This is a genomic window from Streptomyces sp. NPDC048462 (genome assembly GCF_043200175.1).
Classification (GTDB): domain Bacteria; phylum Actinomycetota; class Actinomycetes; order Streptomycetales; family Streptomycetaceae; genus Streptomyces.
Genome location: NZ_JBICXG010000002.1, coordinates 611,597 through 631,627 on the forward strand (window position 1 = coordinate 611,597; position 20,031 = coordinate 631,627).

The window sequence follows — 20,031 nt, forward strand, 5'->3', positions numbered from 1 at the left end:
ACATGGACCGGCGAAGGGGGAAGGAGAGGGGCCTCGCTCGCGGCGGTGCTCTGGGGACCCCCGTGCCCCGGGGGCTCACACGTCCTCGGGGCGGACGGCGCGCGCGAGCGTGGCGAGGGGGACCGGGCAGGCGAGCGGGCGGCGGTCCGGAGCTCCGGCCTCCGTCGGGCAGCCCGCCAGTTCCCGGACCGGGAAGCCGCACGTCCGGCCCTGGCACCAGCCCATCCCGGCCCGGGTGAGGAGCTTGACCGTACGGCTGTCCCCCGCGCCGAGGTCATCGACCGCCTCGCGTATCGCCCCGGCGGTGACCTCCTCGCATCGGCAGACCTCCGTGTCGGCGGCGAGCCACCCGGTCCACCCCGGGCCGGGCCGGTGCACGGCGCCCATCAGCTCGGCGAACGCGCGCATCCGCCGCCCGGCCCGGCGCAGCGCCGCCATGCGGTGGGCGTCCCTGGCCCGCGTCCCGTTCCGGGCGTCGCCGGTCACCGCGAGGGCCGCCAACTCCCCCTCGGCCAGAGCGAGGTGCACGCCGCCGATGCCGCCCGTCTCGCCCGCCGCCCAGACGCCGGGCACGGTGGTGCGCAGGTCCTCGTCGAGCACCAGGGCGGCCGATCCGTCCGCGCCGCACCGGGTCGCGCAGCCCAGGCCGACGGCCAGGTCGAGCTGGGGGACCAGGCCGTGGCCCACGGCCAGGGCGTCGCAGTCGATCCGGCGGCCGGTCCCGGGCAGCGGGCGCCACTCGCGGTCCAGCCGGCTGACGGTGACGCCCTCCACCCGGTCGGTCCCGTGTACCGCGGTGACCGCGCGGTGGGTCAGCAGCCGCACCCGGTGGCCGGCCAGCGCCGCCGCGTACCGGATCCCCTCCCGGAGCCGGCCGGGGTCGGCGGCCAGTACGCGGGGTGCGCGTGCGTACGCCCCGTATCCGGCGGCCTCCACCAGTGCGGGCACCCGGGCGCCGGCCCGCGCCAGGGAGAGGGCGACGGCCTGGAGCAGGGGTCCGCTGCCCGCGACGACGACGCGCCGTCCGGGCAGCACCAGCCCGGACTTCAGCATGGCCTGCGCCCCGGCCGCGCCCACCACCCCGGGCAGTGTCCAGCCTGGGAAGGGGAGTTGGCGCTCGAAGGAGCCGGTCGCGATGAGCAGACGGCGGGCCCGGAGTGTGGCCGAGCCCTCGCCGTCGGGGCCGGTGACCGCGTGCAGGGTCCAGTCCGCCCCGGTCCGCTCGACGGTCCAGACCTGATGCCCGGCGAGGTGGCGGATCCGTCCCGCGGCCCGGTGGCGGCCGAGCCGGTCCGTGAGCGCCGCGAACCGCGCCCAGCCGTGGTGCAGTGCCCCGGGCCGGGTGGCGCCGAGGCCGGGGGCCGGGGAGCGGTAGTACTGGCCGCCCGGTGTGTCCGCCGCGTCGAGCAGGACGACGTGGAGCCCGCCGTCTGCGGCGGTGACCGCGGCCGCCAGTCCGGCCGGCCCGGCTCCCACCACCGCGAGTTCGGTGAAGTCCGCTTCGGGGGTGGGGTGTTCGGCGTGTTCGGCGTGTTCAGTGGCCGAGTCCGGCATGACCGTCCCCCTCCTGGGTCGTGACCACGTCGCCGGGGCGGGCGGACAGCTGACAGGCCCGTCGGCCGGGGAGCCCGTTCACGGTGACCAGGCAGTCGAAGCAGGAGCCGATTCCGCAGAACGCCCCGCGCGGGCGTCCGTTCACCCTGGTGGTGCGCCAGGTGAGGACGGAGGCCGCCCAGAGGACCGCGGCCACACTCTGACCGGGCAGTGCGCGAAGCGGGCGGCCGTCGAAGGTGATCTCGAACTCCGGCCCCGGTTCGGCACCGGCCAGGGCGGCGGGGGTGCGGGCGGCGGTGCGCTTGCGGATGCGTATCACCAGGGCTCCTGTCTCGGTGACCGGGCGGTCGGGCCGTCGTCGAGGGCGGTGTCGAACCGGTCGGGCCGGAACGGTTCGGGGTCGATGGCGGGCTCCTCCTCGCGGATCGCCGCGACGATCAGCGCGGCCGTCGCGGGAGCCAGCCCGATCCCCGCGCCCTCGTGACCGCAGGCGTGGAAGAGGCCCGGTACCCGGCGGTCGGGGCCGATCGCCGGCAGGTGGTCCGGCAGGTAGGGGCGGAAGCCGTGGTAGGCGCGCAGCACGCGGGCCTGACCGAGTACGGGGAAGAGCGCGGCGGCCGCAGCCGCCAGCCGGCTGATCACCGGCACGGACAACGTACGGTCGAAGCCGACCCGTTCACGGCTGGCGCCGATCAGTACAGGCCCCGACGGGGTCCCTTCGACGACCGGTGAGGTCTGCAGCGCGGCCGACGCGCTGGACACGTCGGCCACGTACTCCGCCGCGTACACCTTGTGCCTGATCAGCCGGGGCAGCGGCTCGGTGACCAGGACGAAGCCGCGTCTGGGCAGTACGGGCAGTTCCACCCCCGCCAGTGCCGCCAGTTCGCCGCCCCGGACGCCGGTGGCGTTGACCACCGCAGGCGCCGGCAGATCACCCCGCCCGGTCCGTACGCCGCGCACCGCCCCCGCCGGCCCGGTCAACACCGCGGTGACCGCCTCGCCGAGGTGGACACCGGCCCCGGCCCGGCGGGCCGCGCGCAGCAGGTGGGCTGCCGCGAGTGCGGGTTGGACCTGGGCGTCCTGCGGGTACAGGACGCCGCCCGCGAGGCCGGGCGCGAGATGCGGTTCCAGTCCGGGCAGCTCGTCCGGAGCGACGGCGCAGGCCCGTACCCCCGCCTCGGCCTGTCCGGCCGCTGTCGCGGTCAGACCGGCCAGCGACGTCTCGTCCGCCGCGACCACCAGGCCTCCCTTCTGCTCGAACTCGATTTCGGAAGGCAGGACTTGTGCGAGTTCGCGCCAGAGGGAGGCGGAGTGCAGCGCGAGGGCCAGCTCGGGGCCGGGCGGCTTGTCGGAGACCAGGAGATTCCCCTCCCCCGCCCCGGTGGTGCCACCGGCGACCGGGCCGCTGTCCACCACCGCGACCGCGAGTCCGGACCGGGCGGCGTAATAGGCGCAGGCGGCGCCGACCACTCCGGCCCCGACAACGACGACATCCAAGGGCTGTCTCGTGAACACGTCAGTAATATGTCACATTGCTTTGGGGGTGCCAAGAGCCCTGCGCCCGACTGCACATGACGCTATGTCAGGTCACAGCCGCACTCGTGGAGCGGCGGCGGAGGCTCCGGGCTGCCGCTGCTGTGCAGGTAGAGGGCGGGGTGGCGCGAGGCATGCCAATGGAAGTGTGGGGAGTGCGACAACTGCCGGGATACGGCAGTGATCCCGGGCGGCATCGCGGGCCACAATCAAGTCACCGACGAACGCACACGCGTTCACCGGCGCCCGATCATCACTGTGTTCCTGTGTTCCTGTGTTCCGAGAAAGAGGCCCACCCGTATGAGACTCACCCGTGCCGCCCTGGCCGTCGCAGCAGGCGCCCTGACTCCGGCCCTCCTGCTGACCGCTCCGGCCTTCGCCGCCGGTGCCGCTTCAGCGCCCGCCACCGTGACGGCGCCGGCAGCCACGGACGACTCCGGCACGCCCGTGGACGACATGTCCGAGGAGGAACTCCGTATCGCGATCCTCCGCATCATGGCGGACGAGGACAGCGGCAGGGGGGTCACCCGGGAGGCGAACAAAGCCCTCGACGGCACGGTGGAGGACATGCGCGCCTTCCTGAGGACCGGTTACCGCCTGGCCCAGGCAGAGGACGACTCAGTCGCCATCGTCAGCCTCCTCGCCAACCCCGACAGCGGAAAGCGCGTCATCAGGGAAGTCAACGAACTCCTCGACAGCAACCCCACCCCGGAACAGCTCCGCGCCTGGCTCGAAACCGGCTACCGCCTCGCCCAGGCAGAAGACGACTCAGTCGCCATCGTCAGCCTCCTCGCCAACCCCGACAGCGGAAAGCGCGTCATCAGGGAAGTCAACGAACTCCTCGACAGCAACCCCACCCCGGAACAGCTCCGCGCCTGGCTCGAAACCGGCTACCGCCTCGCCCAGGCAGAAGACGACCGGGTCGCCGTCGCCCGCATCCTCGCCGACCCGGACATCAGCAGCGCGCTCCGGGCCGCGGCCGAGGACGCCATCGACGGTACGCCGGAGGAGCTGCGGTACTTCCTGGAGCACGGGCAGTACGAGGTGGACGCGTAGGTCGCGCCTGAGCGGCCGGCCTACACGGGGCCCGGCCGCTCGGGTCCGGCGGCCTCAGGGGCGGGGCACGTTGCGCAGGTTGGAACGGGCCATCTGGAGCATCCGGCCCACCCCGCCGTCCAGCACGATCTTGCTCGCGGAGAGCGCGAACCCGGTCACCATGTCCGCACTGATCTTCGGCGGGATGGAGAGCGCGTTGGGGTCGGTGACGATGTCGACGAGCGCCGGACCCTTGTGCTTGAACGCGTCCTTGAGGGCGCCTTCGAGCTGCTTGGGCTTCTCGACCCGTACGCCGTACGCCCCCGAGGCCCGCGCGATGGCCGCGAAGTCAGGGTTCTTGTTGGTCGTGCCGAACGACGGCAGCCCCGCCACCAGCATCTCCAGTTCGACCATGCCCAGCGCGGAGTTGTTGAACAGCACGACCTTGACCGGCAGGTCGTACTGGACCAGCGTCAGGAAGTCCCCCATCAGCATGGTGAATCCGCCGTCCCCGGACATCGAGACGACCTGCCGGTTCCGGTCCGTGAACTGCGCGCCGATGGCCTGCGGCAGCGCGTTGGCCATCGAGCCGTGGCTGAACGAACCGATCACCCGGCGCTTGCCGTTCGGCGTCAGATAGCGGGCCGCCCAGACGTTGCACATGCCGGTGTCGACGGTGAACACCGCATCGTCGTCCGCGATTTCGTCCAGGACCGAGGCCACGTACTCGGGATGGATGGGGACATGCTTGTCGACCTTGCGGGTGTAGGCGCTGACCACACCCTCCAGCGCGTCGGCGTGCTTCTTCAGCATCCGGTCGAGGAACTTGCGGTCGGACTTCGCCTTCACCCGGGGCGTCAGACAGCGCAGCGTCTCGCGGACGTCGCCCCAGACAGCCAGGTCGAGCTTCGAGCGGCGGCCGAGGTGCTCGGGGCGCACATCGACCTGGACGATCTTCACATCGGTGGGCAGGAAGGCGTTGTACGGGAAGTCCGTGCCGAGCAGGATCAGCAGATCGCACTCGTTGGTGGCCTCGTAGGCGGCGCCGTAGCCGAGCAGGCCGCTCATGCCGACGTCGTACGGGTTGTCGTACTGGATCCACTCCTTGCCGCGCAGCGCGTGCCCGACGGGGGCCTTCACCCGTTCGGCGAACTCCATCACCTCGGCGTGCGCGCCCGCCGTGCCGCTGCCGCAGAACAGCGTCACCCGTTTGGCCTCGTCGACCATCCGGCAGAGCTTCTCGATCTCCGCGTCGCCGGGCCGCACGCTGGGCCGCGAGGTCACCAGCGCGTGTTCGATCGTCTTCTCCGGCGCGGTCTGCGAGGCGATGTCGCCCGGCATGGAGACGACGCTGACGCCGCCCCGGCCGATCGCGTGCTGGATGGCCGTCTGGAGCAGCCGAGGCATCTGCCGGGGGTTGGAGATCATCTCGTTGTAGTGGCTGCACTCCTGGAAGAGCAGCTCCGGATGGGTCTCCTGGAAGTAGCCGAGGCCGATCTCGCTCGACGGGATGTGCGAGGCGAGCGCGAGCACCGGTGCCATGGAGCGGTGTGCGTCGTAAAGGCCGTTGATGAGGTGCAGGTTTCCCGGTCCGCACGAGCCGGCGCAGGCCGCCAGGGTGCCGGTGATCTGCGCCTCCGCACCGGCTGCGAACGCGGCCGTCTCCTCGTGTCTGACCTGGATCCAGTCCATGTCCGAGTGCCTGCGGATCGCGTCGACGACCGGGTTGAGGCTGTCGCCGACGACCCCGTACAGGCGCTTGACTCCCGCGCGGGCGAGGACGTCGACGAACTGCTCCGCCACGTTCTGCTTGGCCATGGGTGCGTGCTCCCTCTGCCTGTGCTCCGTGCACGTTCGGCTGTCCGGGACCCCGGGACGCGAGACCTCGCCCGGACGGGTTCTCCGGAGTCCATCAACCCATGGCCCGCGCGGTTACGCCTCCCAGACGCCGACGGCCGTGCGGTCGTCGGCGTATCCCTTGACCCTGAGCTGGGTGTCCGCGAGGAAGGCCGCGAGACCCGGCGCGGGGCCGGGTGCCCAGCGCTCGGCCAGTGCGTCGGCGAGCGCCGGCTCGTCGCGCAGGGGGTCCGCCAGGCCGTTGCTGCACAGCAGCAGGGTGTCGCCCGGCCGGGCGACCGAGGCCCGGAACCGGAACGGCTCGGCGGGCGGCGGGACCGGGCTCTCGATGTACGGGGACGGCCCGGTGGCGATCCCCAGGTCCATGGTGAGCCGCTCGCCGTCGGGCCCGCTCTCGGGTGACGCCGAGCCGAAGCCGACCACCCCCTCGCCGGTGAGTTCGCCGGAGTGCGGGACCATCGGTTCGAGGTCCTGCCAGCCGCCGTCGCGCAGCCGGAAGAGCCCGCCGCCGCCGACACCGAAGAAGACCCGGGTACGGCAGCCGGGGTCGGCGGAAAGCAGCAGGCAGCGCAGGCCCGCCGTGTACTCGTGCGGTTCGAGACCGAGTTCGGCGGCGCGGGCGCGGAGCCTGCCGTAGGTGCGGTCGGCCAGCCGGTGCAGGCCGGACTTCAGCTCGCCGCGACGGCCCGCCCTTATGTCCTCGGAGAGCCGGGCGTGGCTGCGTCCGACGGCCTCCCCGATCCAGCGGCAGGCATCGGCGGCGGCCGGATGCGCGCCCTCGGCGGTGCGGGCGCCGCCCGCGACGGCGACCAGGACGAGGGCGCTCTCGGCCGTACCGAAGCGCGCCGTGACCAGCGCGTCGCGCCGGGGCTCGCCCCGGAACCGTGCGGAGTCCCCGCGCACGGAGGCGGCCCGCAGGGTGTACGTCCCGTAGCTGGCGCCGTCGAGCACGGTGTCGGCGACGAGGGCGTGGATCTCGCGGGGGTCGGTGGCGGGCAGCGCGGTGGGTTCCGCGTCGTACGTGGGCGGCCTGGCCCCCACGTACGAGACGGGCCGGGGCGCTTCCGGCTCCTCATGCGCCTCCGCCTCGGCAGCGGGGACGGCTGGTGCCGGGTCCGCCGCGTCCGACGCCGGCCGCTCGTCCCCGTTCCGCTGGACGACCGGCCGCCTGGGCAGCGGCGGCATCACGTCGGCGGCGGGCGACGCCTGGCCGTCCTGGCCGTCCTGGCCGGGCAGTGGACTCCGGGCGACGCGGGGATCGGCGGCGGACGGAACGGGTACGGGCTCCGGCTCCGGCTCGGGCTCGGGCTCGGGCTCCGGCTCGGGAACCGGCTCGGGAACCGGCTCGGGAACCGGCGCCGCGAAGGTGCGGGGCCCGGAGGTGCCGGAAGGCGGCTCCCACGGAGCACGCGGCGGCTCCTCCGGAGGCAGGGGCGGCGGCGGTGGAACGGGCGCGGCCTGCGCCACCGGGCCCGGCTCCGGCGGTGCGACACGCGGCTCGGGCACCGCGGCCGCAACCCCGTACGCCTCACGGTCATCAAGGACGCCGGCGGCCCCCACAGCGTCCGACGCCGAGTCGAAGCGGTCGTCGAGACTGTCGGCCGCCTGGCTCGCCCCGGCGTCCGGGGCGGATTCGTCGTACAGCCTGCGCCACCAGTCGTCCTCCTGGGCGGCGGGCCTCTCCCCCTGCTGACTCATGCCCATATTGTCCACCGCTGGAGGCCCGGCAAAACGGGTCATCCCGAAAATGCCCCGAGGCTCTCCCCGAAAAGAGGTCCGCCGGGCGTCCCCACCCCCCACGGGAAGGACGCCCGGCGGACCGGTCGGGTGATCCGGCGTCAGCGCACGGCGTAGGCGTCGGTCACGGTCTGCACGACGGAGTTGCCCTTGGCGTCCGTCAGTTCGGTCCGCAGCGTGACCGGCTTGCCGGCCGCGCCCGCGTGGTTCACGGTCGCGGTCCAGCGGCCGCTGCGCTGGGTGGTGGTGGCCCCGGTCCAGGTCTCGCCGCCGTCGTACGAGTACGACACCTTGACGGCCGTCAGCTTGCCGGGCGTGTAGCCGGCGTGGCCCGTGACGCTCAGTCCGATCTTCTGACCGTCCTTGGCAGCGAGGGTCTTCATCCCGTCGGACGGCAGGTCATAGCCGGGGAAGAGCAGCGCGAGCCCCTGCGAGTAGGCGTTCTCGTCCCGGTGCGAACGGAATTTCCAGGTGGTCTCGGTGAAGGTGGAGCGCTTCCAGACCGCCGCGGGACCACCGGTCTTCGTCGTGAGCAGGGTGAGCTCGTAGGGCGCGTCCCCGGCGGGAACCGTGAAGGTGCCGAACGGGTAGGAGCTGGTGCCGATCTCCTTGCCGCCGCTGGTCAGTCGCATGCTGCCGAGATCGCCGAACGAGCCCTGCGCACCGGTGTGTTCGCTGTCGCCGACGAACGCGGTGGCGACCCCGAGCAGATTGTCCTGGCGCTCACCGGCCAGTTGGAGCGCCCCCGTCGCGTCGCGAGGGGCGACCGGGACCAGCACGCCCCCGTACCAGTGCTCGGCCCGTTCGGAGCCCGCCCGGTAGCTCTGTGCGATGTCGCTCATGGTCTCACCCCACGGGAAGCTGGAGGAGAGGAAGCGCTGCCAGCTCATGTCGTCGGCGGAGTAGTACTCGGTGCGCTTGCCGGGCACCGAGACCGTGTCGAACCCGCCGGTGAAGAACGAGCCGCCGTAGGGGCGGGAGACGGTGAGGCTGTCCACGTAGTCGGCCGCGACGCCCATCGACTCGTAGGTGGAGGTGGACTTCGCCAGCTTGCGGTCGCGGACGGTGTACGTACGGTCCGAGGTGACCGGTCCGGTCTCGGGGAAGCCGAGGTTGTAGACGAACGGACTGCTGGCGGTGGCCTCCCAGCGCAGGGTCACCGGGCCGCCCGCCAGGGCTGCGGTCAGTGCGGCGGCCTCCGAGGACTCGATACCCAGGACGGGAACCGGGGCCGGGGCGTAGCCGAACGTGGGCTGCCAGGGGCCTGCCGACGGGCGGTGCGCGATGACCGCGGTGGCACCGGCCGCCTTGGCGTTGCTGGCCAGGGTGTAGACGTTCGGGCTGCCGTCGGGGACCTCGACCAGGGCGATCCGGCCCTTGACCCCGGCGGCCGCCAGCTCCTCGGGGGTGCCGGTGCCCGCGTCGGTGAGCGCGGCCTGTCCCTTGCCGTCGAGTCCGGTGGAGCCTCCTCCGGCGCTGCGGGGGTGCAGATCCGCGCCGCCGGCGACGACAAGCTTCTTGACCTGCGGTGCGTACGCCCGCCAGAAGCTGTCGAACTCGAAGTCACCGTCGTGCGCGCGGCCCTGGATGTCGACGAGGTAGTCGTCGACGAGGCCGGTGCCGGTCAGCGAGCCCGAGTGCATCCAGACGTCGTCCCAGGTACGGCCGAAGGCGAGGGTCGTGGAGCGGGTCTCGCTCGTCCGGTCCTCGGTCCTGATCCGGAGCTTGTGCGCCTTGCGGGCGTCGAGCACCAGGGTGGTGTCCTTGGTGACCTTCAGTTCGGGGCGGGCGAGGTAGCCGACCGAGCCGACGAGCTGCCCGGTGGCGTCCTCCGGGTTCGGTGACGTGATGAAGCTGGAGACGAAGTAGGCGCCGGGGCGCACCCGGTACACCTGGTCGGCCGAGCCGTCGTTGAAGCGGCGCTCACCGCTCGCGTCATCGGTGCCGATGAGGTCGAGCGAGGAGGAGCCCGCGGCGGGCTTGCCGGTGCGGTCGATCAGCTTGACGCGCAGGGTGACGGTCTCGGCGCCGACGTACAGCGAGAACGGGGTGGAGACCTTGACCCCGCCGGTGGCGGTGGCCAGGACGCGGCCGGTGACATCGCCGTACTGGGCGGCCTTGAGGCGCGCGGCCGGATCGAGCTTCAGCGGGACCTGGACCGTCCCGCCGGCGGGCACGGTGACGTTCTTCGCGCCGAGTGCGGCGACGGAGGACCCGACGGTCGAACCGTCGTTGCCGGTGACACCGCTCACCTCGAGCGAGAGCTTCACCGGCTTGCTGCCCGTGTTGGTGTACGGCACCTGGACGGTGGTGCGGTCACTCTTGTCCTGGGGCCAGTTGAAGGTGCCGCCCTGGACGGCGGGCGCGCCGGTCACGGTCGTGTCGATGGCCGCCTTGACGTCGAGCCGGCCGCCGCCGGTCTCGCGTACGTCACCGGCGATGTCGCTCTTCGCGGACGACACGAGTGCCGCCTTGACCTGCTGTGCGCTCCAGCCGGGGTGGCGTTCCCTGACGATGGCGGCGGCGCCCGCGACATGCGGGGTTGCCATCGAGGTGCCGGACATCGACTGGTAGGCGTAGACCCCGCGGCCACCTGCCGCGGCCGCCGAGATCGCGACGCCCGGGGCTGCGATCTCGGGCTTGAGGGTGTGCGAGACCATCGTGGGTCCCCGGCTGGAGAACGAGGCGGTGGAATCGTCCCGGTCGACCGCGCCGACGGTCAGCACACTGGGCGCGCAGCCGGGCGAGGAGACGGTGTTGAGAGCGGGACCCATGTTGCCGGCCGCGATGACGAACAGGGTGTCCTTGTTCTTGCCGAACTCCTCGGCGGCCAGGCTCATCGGGTCCGTGCAGTCGGTCGCGGTGGGGCTGCCCAGGCTCATGGAGACGACGTCGGCCTTCTGGTCGACGGCCCACTGCATGCCCGCGATGATCCAGGAGGAGTCGCCCGATCCGCTGTCGTTGAGGACCTTGCCGACGAGCAGGTCGGCCCCGGGTGCGACCCCCTTCTGCTTGCCGCCGCTGGCCGCGCCGGAGCCGCCGACCGTGGAGAGGGTGTGGGTGCCGTGGCCCTGGCGGTCGTCGGTGGTGTCGGAGTCGGTGAAGTTCTCCGACGCGGTGATCCGGCCCTTGAGGTCCGGGTGTCCGGCGTCGGCGCCGGTGTCAAGGACGGCGACCTTGGTGCCCTTGCCGTCGTATCCGGCGGCCCAGGCGAGGTCGGCGCGGATCTGCTTGGTGGACCGGTCGAGACTGGCCTCGACCTTGCGGTCCAGCCAGAGCTTCTTCATCCCGGCGGCGGAACGGGAGCGGGCGCCGGTGACGTCCGCCCAGAACCCGGCCGCCTTCGTCTTGTCCGCCTTGAGCGCCACCCCGTCGATGACCGGGAGGGCGATGCCGCGCTTCGCGCCGCGCGGCGTCGCGGGCGCGCTGCGGGCGGTGTCCTTGGAGTAGGTGGCGATGAGCGGGACGGAGTCCGCGTGCGCGTCGTCGTAGCCCTGCCTGATCAGCCCGGTGACGTTGAAGAGTTCCTCGTCCACCGTGCCGGTCGCGAGCGCCTTGGCGGCGGTGTCCGGGTAGACGTAGAGGTCCTTGCCGGAGCGGCGGGTCTGTACGAGGGGGAGGGTGCCGTCCTCGCGGGCCAGGGCGGTGGCCGTGGCGTTCCCCGAACTGTCCTTGCTCACCAGCACCTTGTCGCCGGTGACCAGCGTGACGGTGACCGGCTTGTCCGCCCCGGCGGCCGGCGCCGCGCTGCCGGTGAGTGGTCTCTTCGTGGCCGTGTCGTCCTGTGGCGCTGCCACGGACGGCGCGATCACCGTGACGGCCAGGACGGCGGCGGTGGCCGCCCCCACTGCCGTACGCGATATCGGACGCATCGCTCTCCCCAAGTGATACCGGAACAGGCAGTACGAAGTGCCTCATTCCGGAGGTTGTTGGTGCTGCGGTGGCGCCACATTGGCAGAGCGGCGGGCGGTACGGGGATGATGTGTGCAGGCGGGTTTACGCCGTGGCCGTTATCCGCCACGGCCGGTCGGCCGCGTAACACGCCATGACACGGAAGTACTGCGTCCGGGGAGGGGTCCGGGGATGCTGGGAGCCATAGGACTCGACGAGATACAGGAGTCGGCCTACCGGGCACTCGTGGCACTGGGGGCGGCGGAGGTGCCCGATCTCGCACACCGGCTGGCCCTTCCGGAGCCGGAGACCGAACGGGCGCTGCGCCGGCTGGAGCAGCACGGTCTGGCCGCCCAGTCCTCGGCCCGTACGGGGCGTTGGGTGGCGGCGCCGCCGGGGGTCGCGCTGGGTGCGCTGCTGACGCAGCAGCGCCATGAGCTGGAGCAGGCGGAGCTGGCGGCGGTGCTGCTGGCCGAGGAGTACCGGGCGGACGCCGCCGAACCCGCCGTCCACGACCTGGTGGAGGTGGTCACCGGTGCGAGCGCGGTGGCGCACCGGTTCCACCAGCTCCAGCTGGGTGCGACGAGCGAGGTGTGCGCCCTGGTCACCGGGAAGCCGATCGCGGTCAGCGGTCTCGACAACGAGTCAGAGGAACAGGCCGCCACCCGGGGCGTGACGTTCCGGGTGGTGGTCGAGCGCGAGGTGCTCGCGCTGCCGTCGGGCATCCTGGAGCTGTCGGCGGCGCTGAGCCGGAACGAGCAGTGCCGGGTGGTGGACCGGGTGCCGACCAAGCTGGTGGTCGCCGACGGCGGTCTGGCGATGGTGCCGCTGACCGGTCGCGGCGCGGAGCCCGCGGCCCTGGTCGTGCACGCATCCGGGCTGCTGGAGTCGCTGATGGGGCTGTTCGAGGCGGTGTGGCGCGAGGCGATGCCGCTGCGGCTCGGTGAGAGCGGTCTGGTGCGGGAGGACACGACCGGGCCCGATCCGACGGATCTGGAGGTCCTGTCGCTGCTGCTGGCCGGGCTGACCGACGCCAGTGTCGCGAAGCAGCTGGATCTGGGGCTGCGGACCGTGCAGCGCCGGGTGAAGGGGCTGATGGAGCTGACCGGGGTGTCGACCCGGCTGCAGCTGGGCTGGCACGCCTACGAGCGGGGCTGGGTCTCCCGCGAGCCGCGCGCCTGACGGCCGCGCCACCCCCGCGTCCCGGGCGGTACGCCCGCCGAGCTGCACCGACGGAACCCGCTCCGGGGCCGACGACGGGCGGGAGCGGCCGGACTCCGGCAGGCTGGTCAGATGAGTGTGTGGCAGCTCGTCGCCGTCGGCCTGGTCATCCTGCTCGGCCTGATCGGCGTGCTGCTGCCCGGCGTGCCCGGCCAGGCGATCGTCTGGGCGGCCGTGCTGTGGTGGGCGCTGGCGGACAACACCCCGGCGGCCTGGGGCGTACTGATCGGCGCCACGGCGCTCCTGCTGCTCAACCAGGCGCTGAAACCGCTCCTGCCACCCCGACGCCCGCGTGAGTCGGGTGCGCCGCGCAGGACGCTGCTGCTGGGCGGGATCGGTGCGATCGCCGGCTTCTTCGTCGTCCCGGTGGTGGGCGCGGTCCTCGGGTACGTGGGCGTGATCTTCGGGGTGGAGCGGCTGCGTCTGGGCAGCCGGGGGGCGGGCTGGGCCTCGGTCCGCTCGGTGATGCGGGCCACCGGCTACTCCGTGCTGATCGAGCTGTTCGCCTGCCTGCTGGTGACCGGGGCGTGGCTCGGCGTACTGCTCCTGCACTGACCCGCGGGTGCGGCTTCGAGCGGGGACCTGATGTCACGTAGTCGGCGCCCGATCACATGGATAGAAATACATCGGATCTCTCTCACCCTATTGACGCTCTGATGGCTCAAGTCTACCTTCCGTGAGGACATAGCTCGGATGAATTGTTGCGCCCGCCTGCGTACGAGTCGCCAGGAGATTCCTTGCCCACAGCACCGGACCCCGCCGCATCCCGCCGAACCGACTCCCCGTCGCCCGCGCCCTCCCGCAGAACCGTTCTCGCCACCGGGACCGCGCTCGGCGGCGCCCTCGTGGTCGGCGGCGCGGCCGTCCCCGCCCAGGCCGCCGCCCCTTCCGCGCAAGGCGCCGCCCCGGTCGCGGTGCGCTCCCCCGCCGACAGCTGGAACACCGTCCTGGACGACGCCGACCTGCACTGGCAGAAGCTGCCGAAGACCTGGTACGAGGGCCCCTACCTGGGCAACGGACGGCTCGGCTCCGGCATCTACGCGGAGCCCGGCGCCGAGACCGAGGCGATCCGGTTCAACGTCCAGCACTCCGAGGTCCAGGACCACCGCCCCGAGTACGGCTCGCTGTTCGGCCTCGCCCGGCTCCCGATCGGCCACTTCACCCTGGAACCGGCCGGCACCATCACGGGCATCGACTGGCGGATGCGGCTGCGCACGGCCGAACTCCAGGGCACCGTCACCACCTCCGCGGGCACCCTCACGCTCCGCGCCTTCGTCCAGTCCACCGGTGACGTCCTGGCCGTCGAGGTGACCCCGAGCGCGGGCGAGAAGGACTTCCGCTGGGTCTTCCACCCGGCCGAGGCGATCAGCCCCCGGGCCGCGTTCAAGCCGCTGCCCGACGGCTACACGGGCAACCCCCCGGCCGTCGTCGAGGAGCACGGCGCCACCTCGGCGGCCGTCCAGTCGCTGCTGGGCGGCGGGCAGCACGTCACCGCCTGGTGCGAGCGGACCCGGGGCGCGGCCCGCACCCTGTACGCGACCGTCGCGCACTCCCACCCGAAGAACACCGCCCGCGACCGCGCGCTGCGCAACGTCACCCTCGCCTCGGCCCTCCCGTACACCTTGCTGGCCGCCCCGCACCGGCTCTGGTGGGACCGCTACTACCGCAAGAGCTTCCTGTCGCTGCCCGACGCCCGGCTCCAGCGGTTCTACTGGATCCAGCTCTACAAAACGGCCTCGGCCGCCCGCAAGGACGCCCCCGTGATGGCCACCTCGGGCCCCTGGCTGGAGCCCACGCCCTGGCCCAACACCTGGTGGAACCTCAACGTCCAGCTGGAGTACTGGCTGATCCACGGCTCCAACCACCTGGAGCTCGACGCCGTCACCCGGGCCCTGAGCGAGTTCCGCGACCAGCTCTCCCGCGAGGTCGCCGCCCCCTACCGGGCGGACTCGGCGGGCATCCCGCGCACCACCGACCCGCAGCTGGTCAACGGCGCGGCCGTGGCCGACGGCGGGTACGGGGTCGGCATCCCCGGCCAGGACCCGCCCACGCCCGAGGTGGGCAACCTGACCTGGGCCCTGCACAACGTCTGGCTCTCCTACCGGCACACCATGGACCGGTCGGTCCTGCGGGACACCCTGTTCCCGCTGCTGCGCAAGGCGGTCAACTACTACCTGCACTTCCTCGCCCCGGGCGCGGACGGCAAGCTGCACCTGCCGGCCACCTTCTCCCCCGAGTACGGCGTCAACGCCCCCGACTGCAACTACGACCTGATGCTGCTGCGCTGGGGCTGCCGTACCCTGCTCGACTCGGCCCGGGAGCTGGGTGTCCGCGACCCGCTGACCGCCCGCTGGGAAGAGGTCCTGGCCAGGCTCGCCCCGTACCCGGTGGACGAGAACGGCTTCATGATCGGCGCCGGGGTGCCGTTCGCCATGTCCCACCGGCACTACTCGCACATGCTCGCGGTCTACCCGCTGTACGAGATCAACGGCTCCACCGACGCCGAGCGCGCCCTGATCGAGAAGTCCCTCGCGCACTGGGTCGGCTTCGAGGGCGCGCTGCAGGGCTACACCTTCACCGGAGCGGCCTCCATGTCGGCGCTGCTCGGCAAGGGCGAGGACGCGCTGAAGTACCTGGGCCGGCTGATGAGCGGCTTCATCCAGGCCAACACCATGTACAAGGAGTCCGGCCCGGTCATCGAGACCCCGCTGTCGGCCGCCCAGTCGCTGCACGACATGGTCTGCCAGTCCTGGGGCGACACCATCAGGGTCTTCCCCGCCCTGCCCGCCGCCTGGCAGGAGCTGACCGTGCACGACTTCCGCACGCAGGGCGCCTTCCTGCTCAGCGCGGTACGGGAGAAGGGCCGCACCCGCTGGGTGCGCCTCACCAGCGAGGCGGGCGCGCCCTGCGTGGTGCGGCACGGCATCGAGGGCCCGGTCGAGGTCCGCGACGGACGAGGGCGCCGCCTCGACCACGAGCAGCTGCCCGACGGCTCGGTCCGCGTCCCCCTCCGCAAGGGCGACTCGGCGCTGATCACCGCGGCGGGCGACCGCCCGGACCTGACCGTCCGCCCGGTCGCCGCGAACGAACCGGCACCCAGCTGGGGCCTGCCGGCCTGACCCTTAGCGGGGCACCCGGCCCGCGGACCGTGCGTGGCGTACGCCGTAGGAGCGCCACGGCCGCCAGCGGTCGGCGCCGGGTGTCCCGTACGGGTCGACGTCCGGGTCGCCCAGCGCGCGCATCCGGATCAGGGCCGCCGTCGTCGGTTCGATGCCCGGCAGCCGCAGCAGCGCCTGCTCGGCCTCGTCCCGGTCGGCGCCCGCGTCGAGCCGTACGCCCCCGTCGTCGAGCGCGGCCGCCAGCGCGCGCACCCGCTCGTCGGGCGCCGCAGCGGCCAGCGCGCCCGGTTCGGGGAACACATGGGTGAGCCCGCCGCAGGGCACGTCCAGCCGCTTCCCGTACGTCTCGACCAGCTCCCCGGCGGCCGACGGGCCGGCCAGGGCCCGTACGGCGAACTCCTCGGGGTCCGCGGCGCCCGGCGAGCGCAGCCCGGGACGGGCGGCGACGTGCGGGGCGAGCAGCGGATCGGCGGCGAGCAGCTCGTCGACCGCGTACGGATCGGCGTCCAGGTCGAAGAGCCTGCGCAGCCGTTGCACCGCCGTGGTCAGGTCGCGCAGATCGGTGAGGTGGATCCGGGCCTCCAGCCAGCTCCCGGCGGACCGCTCGTCCACGGCGGCGATGCCGGTGCCGTACGGGAGGCGCAGGGTGCGGCGGTAGGTGCGGCCGCCGGGCTCGCCGCTGACCTCCTCGATCCGGCCGACCGTCTCGGCGGCGAGCTGGTCGAAGACCTCGCGGGCGGCGTACGGTCCCCGGTGCGCGAGCCGGAGCGGGATTCCGGTGGTGCGCGCCTCCTTGACCGCCGCGCCCAGTCCGGTACCCGCCTCGGCGCGCAGTTCGCTCGGGGTGCGGGCGTAGATCTGCCGGATCGTGTCGTTGAACTGGCGGACGCTCGCGAACCCGGCCGCGAAGACGATCTCGGTGACGGGCAGGGACGTGGTCTGCAGCAGTACCCGGGCCGTGTGCGCGCGCTGGGCGCGCGCCAGTGCAACGGGACCGGCGCCCAGCTCCGCGTTGAGCTGCCGCTGCACCTGCCGCGAGCTGTAGCCGAGCCGGCCCGCGAGGCCGGGGACGCCCTCCCGGTCCACCACACCGTCGCCGATCATCCGCATGGCACGGCCGACCACATCGGCCCGCACGTTCCAGTCCGCGGAGCCGGGAACGGCGTCCGGGCGGCAGCGCCTGCACGCCCGGAAGCCGTTGCCCTGCGCGGCGGCCGCGGTCGGGTAGAAGCGGACGTTCTTCCGCTTGGGGGTGACGGCGGGGCAGCTCGGCCGGCAGTAGATGCCGGTCGTCTCAACGGCGAAGAAGAACTCCCCGTCGAAACGCGCGTCGCGGCTGCTCACCGCCTCGTACCTGGTCTCTTCGTCCATCACACCGTCCAGTGTGCGGCACCGCACACCACCGCACTCGCGGTTTTCGGACGTCGACCAGGCGTGTCCCGGCTACCGGATCCGGCCGCGCTTGGCGTCCATGGCGGCCCGGCCCTCGGCGCCCTTGCGCTTCCAGTCGCGCCGGATCTCGGAGCGGACCCGGGCATCGGTCTTGGCGACGATGCGCTGGTTCTCGCGCAGCAGCTTGCGGTAGCTGTCCATGCGCCGCTCGGGCAGCGACCCGTCCGCGAGCGCCGCCCGCACCGCGCAGCCCGGTTCGGCCTCGTGGGAGCAGTCCTGGAACCGGCACTGCCGGGCCAGCGCCTCGATCTCCGAGAAGACCTGGCCGACGCCGGTCTCCGCGTCCCACAGACCGACCCCGCGCAGTCCCGGGGTGTCGATCAGCACACCGCCGGAGGGCAGCACCAGGAGGTTGCGGGTCGTGGTGGTGTGCCGGCCCTTGCCGTCCATGTCACGGGTGGCCTGCACCTCCATCTCGTCGTACCCGAGCAAGGTGTTGGCCAGGGTGGACTTGCCGGCGCCGGAGGCCCCGAGCAACACACTCGTACCGCCCGCCACGATCGCGGCGAACACGTCGACGCCCTCGCCGGTGGCGGAGCTGACGGGCAGCACCTGAACCCCCGGGGCGAGCCGCTCGACGTCCTGGACGAAGTAGGACAGCGTGGCGGCGTCCGGGACCAGGTCGGCCTTGGTCAGGACGACGACCGTCTCGGCGGTCCCGTCGCCGGCCGATGCCCCGTCACGCAGCAGGGCGTCACCGCCGCCACTGGACATGGCGAGGGCGAGGAACCGTTCGACCCGGCCCAGGTCGAGTTCCACCGCCAGTGAGACGCAGATGGCGATGTGGTCGACGTTGGTGGCGAGCACCTGGCCCTCGGAGCGCTTGGACGAGGTGGAGCGGACGAACGCCGTGCGCCGCGGCAGCAGCGTACGGACGAACTGCGGGTCGCCCCCGGGGTCGACGGCGGCCCAGTCGCCCGTGCAGACGATCCGCATCGGGTCCCTCGGGACGACGAACGCGGTGTCGGCGCGGACAGTGCCGCGGGTGGTGACGATGTCGCACTGACCCCGGTCCACCCGCACCACGCGGCCGGGCAGCAGCCCCTGTTCGGCGTACGGGGCGAACTCGGCCGCCCAGTCGTCGTCCCAGCCGTACGCGGCCAGCGGGTGCGACGAGGAGGACCCCTGCGGAGCGGAGGGGGAAAGGGAGGAGGAAGAGGAGGAAGACGGGAGAGACAAGGGAGACCCTTCACAGGGTGGCCCCGGCACTGCGCACGGCGGCGCAGAAGTGGAAGAAGGTCAGCCGGCGGCCACGGGGGTGGGACAGATGGACTTCGTCTCGTGGGCAGTGCCCACCGCAATGACGGTCATCAATGTCCTCACCTCCTGGTTCACGCACGGTCCTGGACCAGCGATCTCGCCCGCCGTCCCAACACCGCAAACGATAGCCCGGAGCGGGCGGGTGGCGTCAACCGATTTAACACGGCGCGTCGTCCCGGCACTCGGCGCCGGACGCTCCGCAGACGGCCGGTCCGGGGTACGGGGTACGGGGTACGGATACCGGCAACTATCCCTCGATCGGGTGATACGCGTGAGGATCGACCGGTCACAGCCGGTTAGGGTGCCGGACATGACCTCCCCCCAGACAGCCACCGGCACCTTCACCCAGGCCCAGTTGGGCACCCTCACCCTGATCGGCTGGAGCGGCGAACATCCCCACAACGGACGGGAAGTCGCCTTCCTGCTCGTGTACTCCCTCGGCGACGGATCGGACGGCCCGGCCGCAGGCGAGAGCGCCATGCACATCGCCCTGGAGCGCAGCGGCCTTCCGGTCAGCGGCGGCCCCGTGCGCGCCGACGAGACTCCCGGGCTCCCGGTGAAGCTCCTCATCCAGGCGGGTCAGGCCGTCCTGACGCTGCCCCACTTCACCGCCCAGTACCCGGCCCGGCCCGAGTGGCTCGCCGCAGCGCGTGAACAGGGCGAGGTGCACGCGATGTTCGCCACCCGCCCGTGGCCGCAGGGGGCGCCGGGCAACCCAGTGACGGAGGACTCGCTGCGGGCCTTCGCCGGTGACCCCGAGGTCATCGTGACGTCCGCCCACTGTGTGCTGCCGGTACGCAGCCTGGGCTGAGCGCCCCGGCCACGCACGATGCCCACCGCCCCCGTGGAGCGGTGGGCATCGTGCGCACTCAGGTGCCCCGCCGACGCGCGACGGGCGGCCCGGGACTTCCCGGACCGCCCGCGGCACGTGTGTCCGGCGTCAGTTGTTGGCGACGCCGTTCCCGGAGAGGACCGGGATGTCGTCCACCAGGTGCGACAGGGGCTCGTCGCCCTTGGCCTGCACGGAGTTGTCGGCGCACTGCTGGTTCTGCGGGTTGGACAGGACCTGGACGTCCTGGACGGCGATCGGGACGAGGCCGATCAGCGAACCGACGTTGGCCTTGACCGGCACGCCGAGGCAGAGGTCGTTCAGGGTGCCCTGGATGAGCTGGGCCTGCGGGCTGCCGTCGCCCCGGGTCACGCTGTTGCCGTAGGAGGACTGGGCACCGTTGCCGTTGACCGACGTCGTGCCCTGGTCGTTACCGATCGCCATGGCCGCAGGTGCCATCGCGGCGGACAGGCCGACCATGGACACGGCTACGGCCGCGCCGGCCATCATCTTCTTCATCACACTTCACCTTTCGGAACGCCC

Annotated in this window: 14 protein-coding genes; 5 read left to right on the forward strand and 9 right to left on the reverse strand. The window is 72.6% G+C overall.

Features of this window, described 5'->3' with window-relative positions; all coding sequences use genetic code 11:
* Nucleotides 1-75: 75 nt before the first annotated feature.
* The 3 genes from ACGFU6_RS05875 to ACGFU6_RS05885 are packed head-to-tail and all read right to left on the reverse strand — an operon-like array spanning nt 76 to nt 3,069.
* Nucleotides 76-1,554 (reverse strand): FAD-dependent oxidoreductase, encoded by a 1,479-nt coding sequence (locus ACGFU6_RS05875; RefSeq protein ID WP_393608282.1) that lies wholly within the window; start codon nt 1,552-1,554, stop codon nt 76-78.
* The gene (locus ACGFU6_RS05880) at nt 1,535-1,873 is read right to left on the reverse strand and encodes a (2Fe-2S)-binding protein (RefSeq protein WP_393608284.1); all 339 of its coding nucleotides are present in this window, start codon (nt 1,871-1,873) and stop codon (nt 1,535-1,537) included. Before ACGFU6_RS05880 ends, ACGFU6_RS05875 begins: the two co-directional genes overlap by 20 nt.
* Nucleotides 1,870-3,069 (reverse strand): NAD(P)/FAD-dependent oxidoreductase, encoded by a 1,200-nt coding sequence (locus ACGFU6_RS05885; RefSeq protein WP_393608285.1) that lies wholly within the window; start codon nt 3,067-3,069, stop codon nt 1,870-1,872. Before ACGFU6_RS05885 ends, ACGFU6_RS05880 begins: the two co-directional genes overlap by 4 nt.
* A gap of 318 nt (nt 3,070-3,387) precedes the next feature.
* Between ACGFU6_RS05885 and ACGFU6_RS05890 the strand changes: the two genes are divergently transcribed.
* Nucleotides 3,388-4,143, forward strand: coding sequence for an ALF repeat-containing protein (locus ACGFU6_RS05890; RefSeq protein ID WP_393608287.1), 756 nt, complete (start codon nt 3,388-3,390; stop codon nt 4,141-4,143).
* A gap of 54 nt (nt 4,144-4,197) precedes the next feature.
* Here the strand turns inward: ACGFU6_RS05890 and ACGFU6_RS05895 are convergent, their stop codons facing one another.
* From ACGFU6_RS05895 to ACGFU6_RS05905, 3 genes are all read right to left on the reverse strand, one after another.
* Complete coding sequence (locus tag ACGFU6_RS05895; RefSeq protein ID WP_393608289.1) at nt 4,198-5,940, reverse strand: pyruvate dehydrogenase; 1,743 nt, start codon at nt 5,938-5,940, stop codon at nt 4,198-4,200.
* A 114-nt stretch (nt 5,941-6,054) separates the two neighbouring features.
* On the reverse strand, nt 6,055-7,677 hold the full coding sequence (locus ACGFU6_RS05900; protein ID WP_393608290.1) for a protein phosphatase 2C domain-containing protein: 1,623 nt from the start codon (nt 7,675-7,677) through the stop codon (nt 6,055-6,057).
* Between the two features lie 140 nt (nt 7,678-7,817).
* Nucleotides 7,818-11,588, reverse strand: coding sequence for a S8 family serine peptidase (locus tag ACGFU6_RS05905; protein WP_393608292.1), 3,771 nt, complete (start codon nt 11,586-11,588; stop codon nt 7,818-7,820).
* A 211-nt stretch (nt 11,589-11,799) separates the two neighbouring features.
* Here ACGFU6_RS05905 and ACGFU6_RS05910 point away from each other — a divergent pair, with 211 nt between their 5' ends.
* The 3 genes from ACGFU6_RS05910 to ACGFU6_RS05920 all read left to right on the forward strand — a co-directional run bounded on the left by ACGFU6_RS05910 (nt 11,800) and on the right by ACGFU6_RS05920 (nt 15,947).
* Entirely contained in the window at nt 11,800-12,789 is a 990-nt protein-coding gene (locus ACGFU6_RS05910) for a helix-turn-helix domain-containing protein (RefSeq protein WP_393608293.1), read from the forward strand.
* Nucleotides 12,790-12,900: 111 nt separating this feature from the next.
* Nucleotides 12,901-13,383 carry a DUF456 domain-containing protein gene (locus ACGFU6_RS05915; protein WP_393608294.1) on the forward strand — a complete coding sequence of 161 codons (483 nt, stop codon included), beginning with the start codon at nt 12,901-12,903 and terminating at the stop codon, nt 13,381-13,383.
* A gap of 182 nt (nt 13,384-13,565) precedes the next feature.
* A complete protein-coding gene (locus ACGFU6_RS05920; RefSeq protein ID WP_393608296.1) occupies nt 13,566-15,947 on the forward strand; it encodes a glycoside hydrolase family 95-like protein in 2,382 nt (793 codons plus the stop codon).
* A gap of 3 nt (nt 15,948-15,950) precedes the next feature.
* On the opposite strand, the gene ACGFU6_RS05925 is transcribed toward ACGFU6_RS05920, so the two are convergent.
* Both ACGFU6_RS05925 and rsgA read right to left on the reverse strand, forming a co-directional pair.
* Entirely contained in the window at nt 15,951-17,318 is a 1,368-nt protein-coding gene (locus tag ACGFU6_RS05925; protein ID WP_393608392.1) for a DNA-3-methyladenine glycosylase 2 family protein, read from the reverse strand.
* A 72-nt stretch (nt 17,319-17,390) separates the two neighbouring features.
* Nucleotides 17,391-18,578: a ribosome small subunit-dependent GTPase A gene (rsgA, locus tag ACGFU6_RS05930; protein ID WP_393608297.1), complete on the reverse strand. Its 1,188-nt coding sequence runs from the start codon at nt 18,576-18,578 to the stop codon at nt 17,391-17,393.
* Nucleotides 18,579-18,969: 391 nt separating this feature from the next.
* Here rsgA and ACGFU6_RS05935 point away from each other — a divergent pair, with 391 nt between their 5' ends.
* Nucleotides 18,970-19,470 (forward strand): DUF5949 family protein, encoded by a 501-nt coding sequence (locus ACGFU6_RS05935; RefSeq protein WP_393608298.1) that lies wholly within the window; start codon nt 18,970-18,972, stop codon nt 19,468-19,470.
* A 129-nt stretch (nt 19,471-19,599) separates the two neighbouring features.
* Here ACGFU6_RS05935 and ACGFU6_RS05940 read toward each other — a convergent pair whose 3' ends face one another.
* Nucleotides 19,600-20,007: a rodlin gene (locus ACGFU6_RS05940; protein ID WP_123527395.1), complete on the reverse strand. Its 408-nt coding sequence runs from the start codon at nt 20,005-20,007 to the stop codon at nt 19,600-19,602.
* Nucleotides 20,008-20,031: the final 24 nt, after the last annotated feature.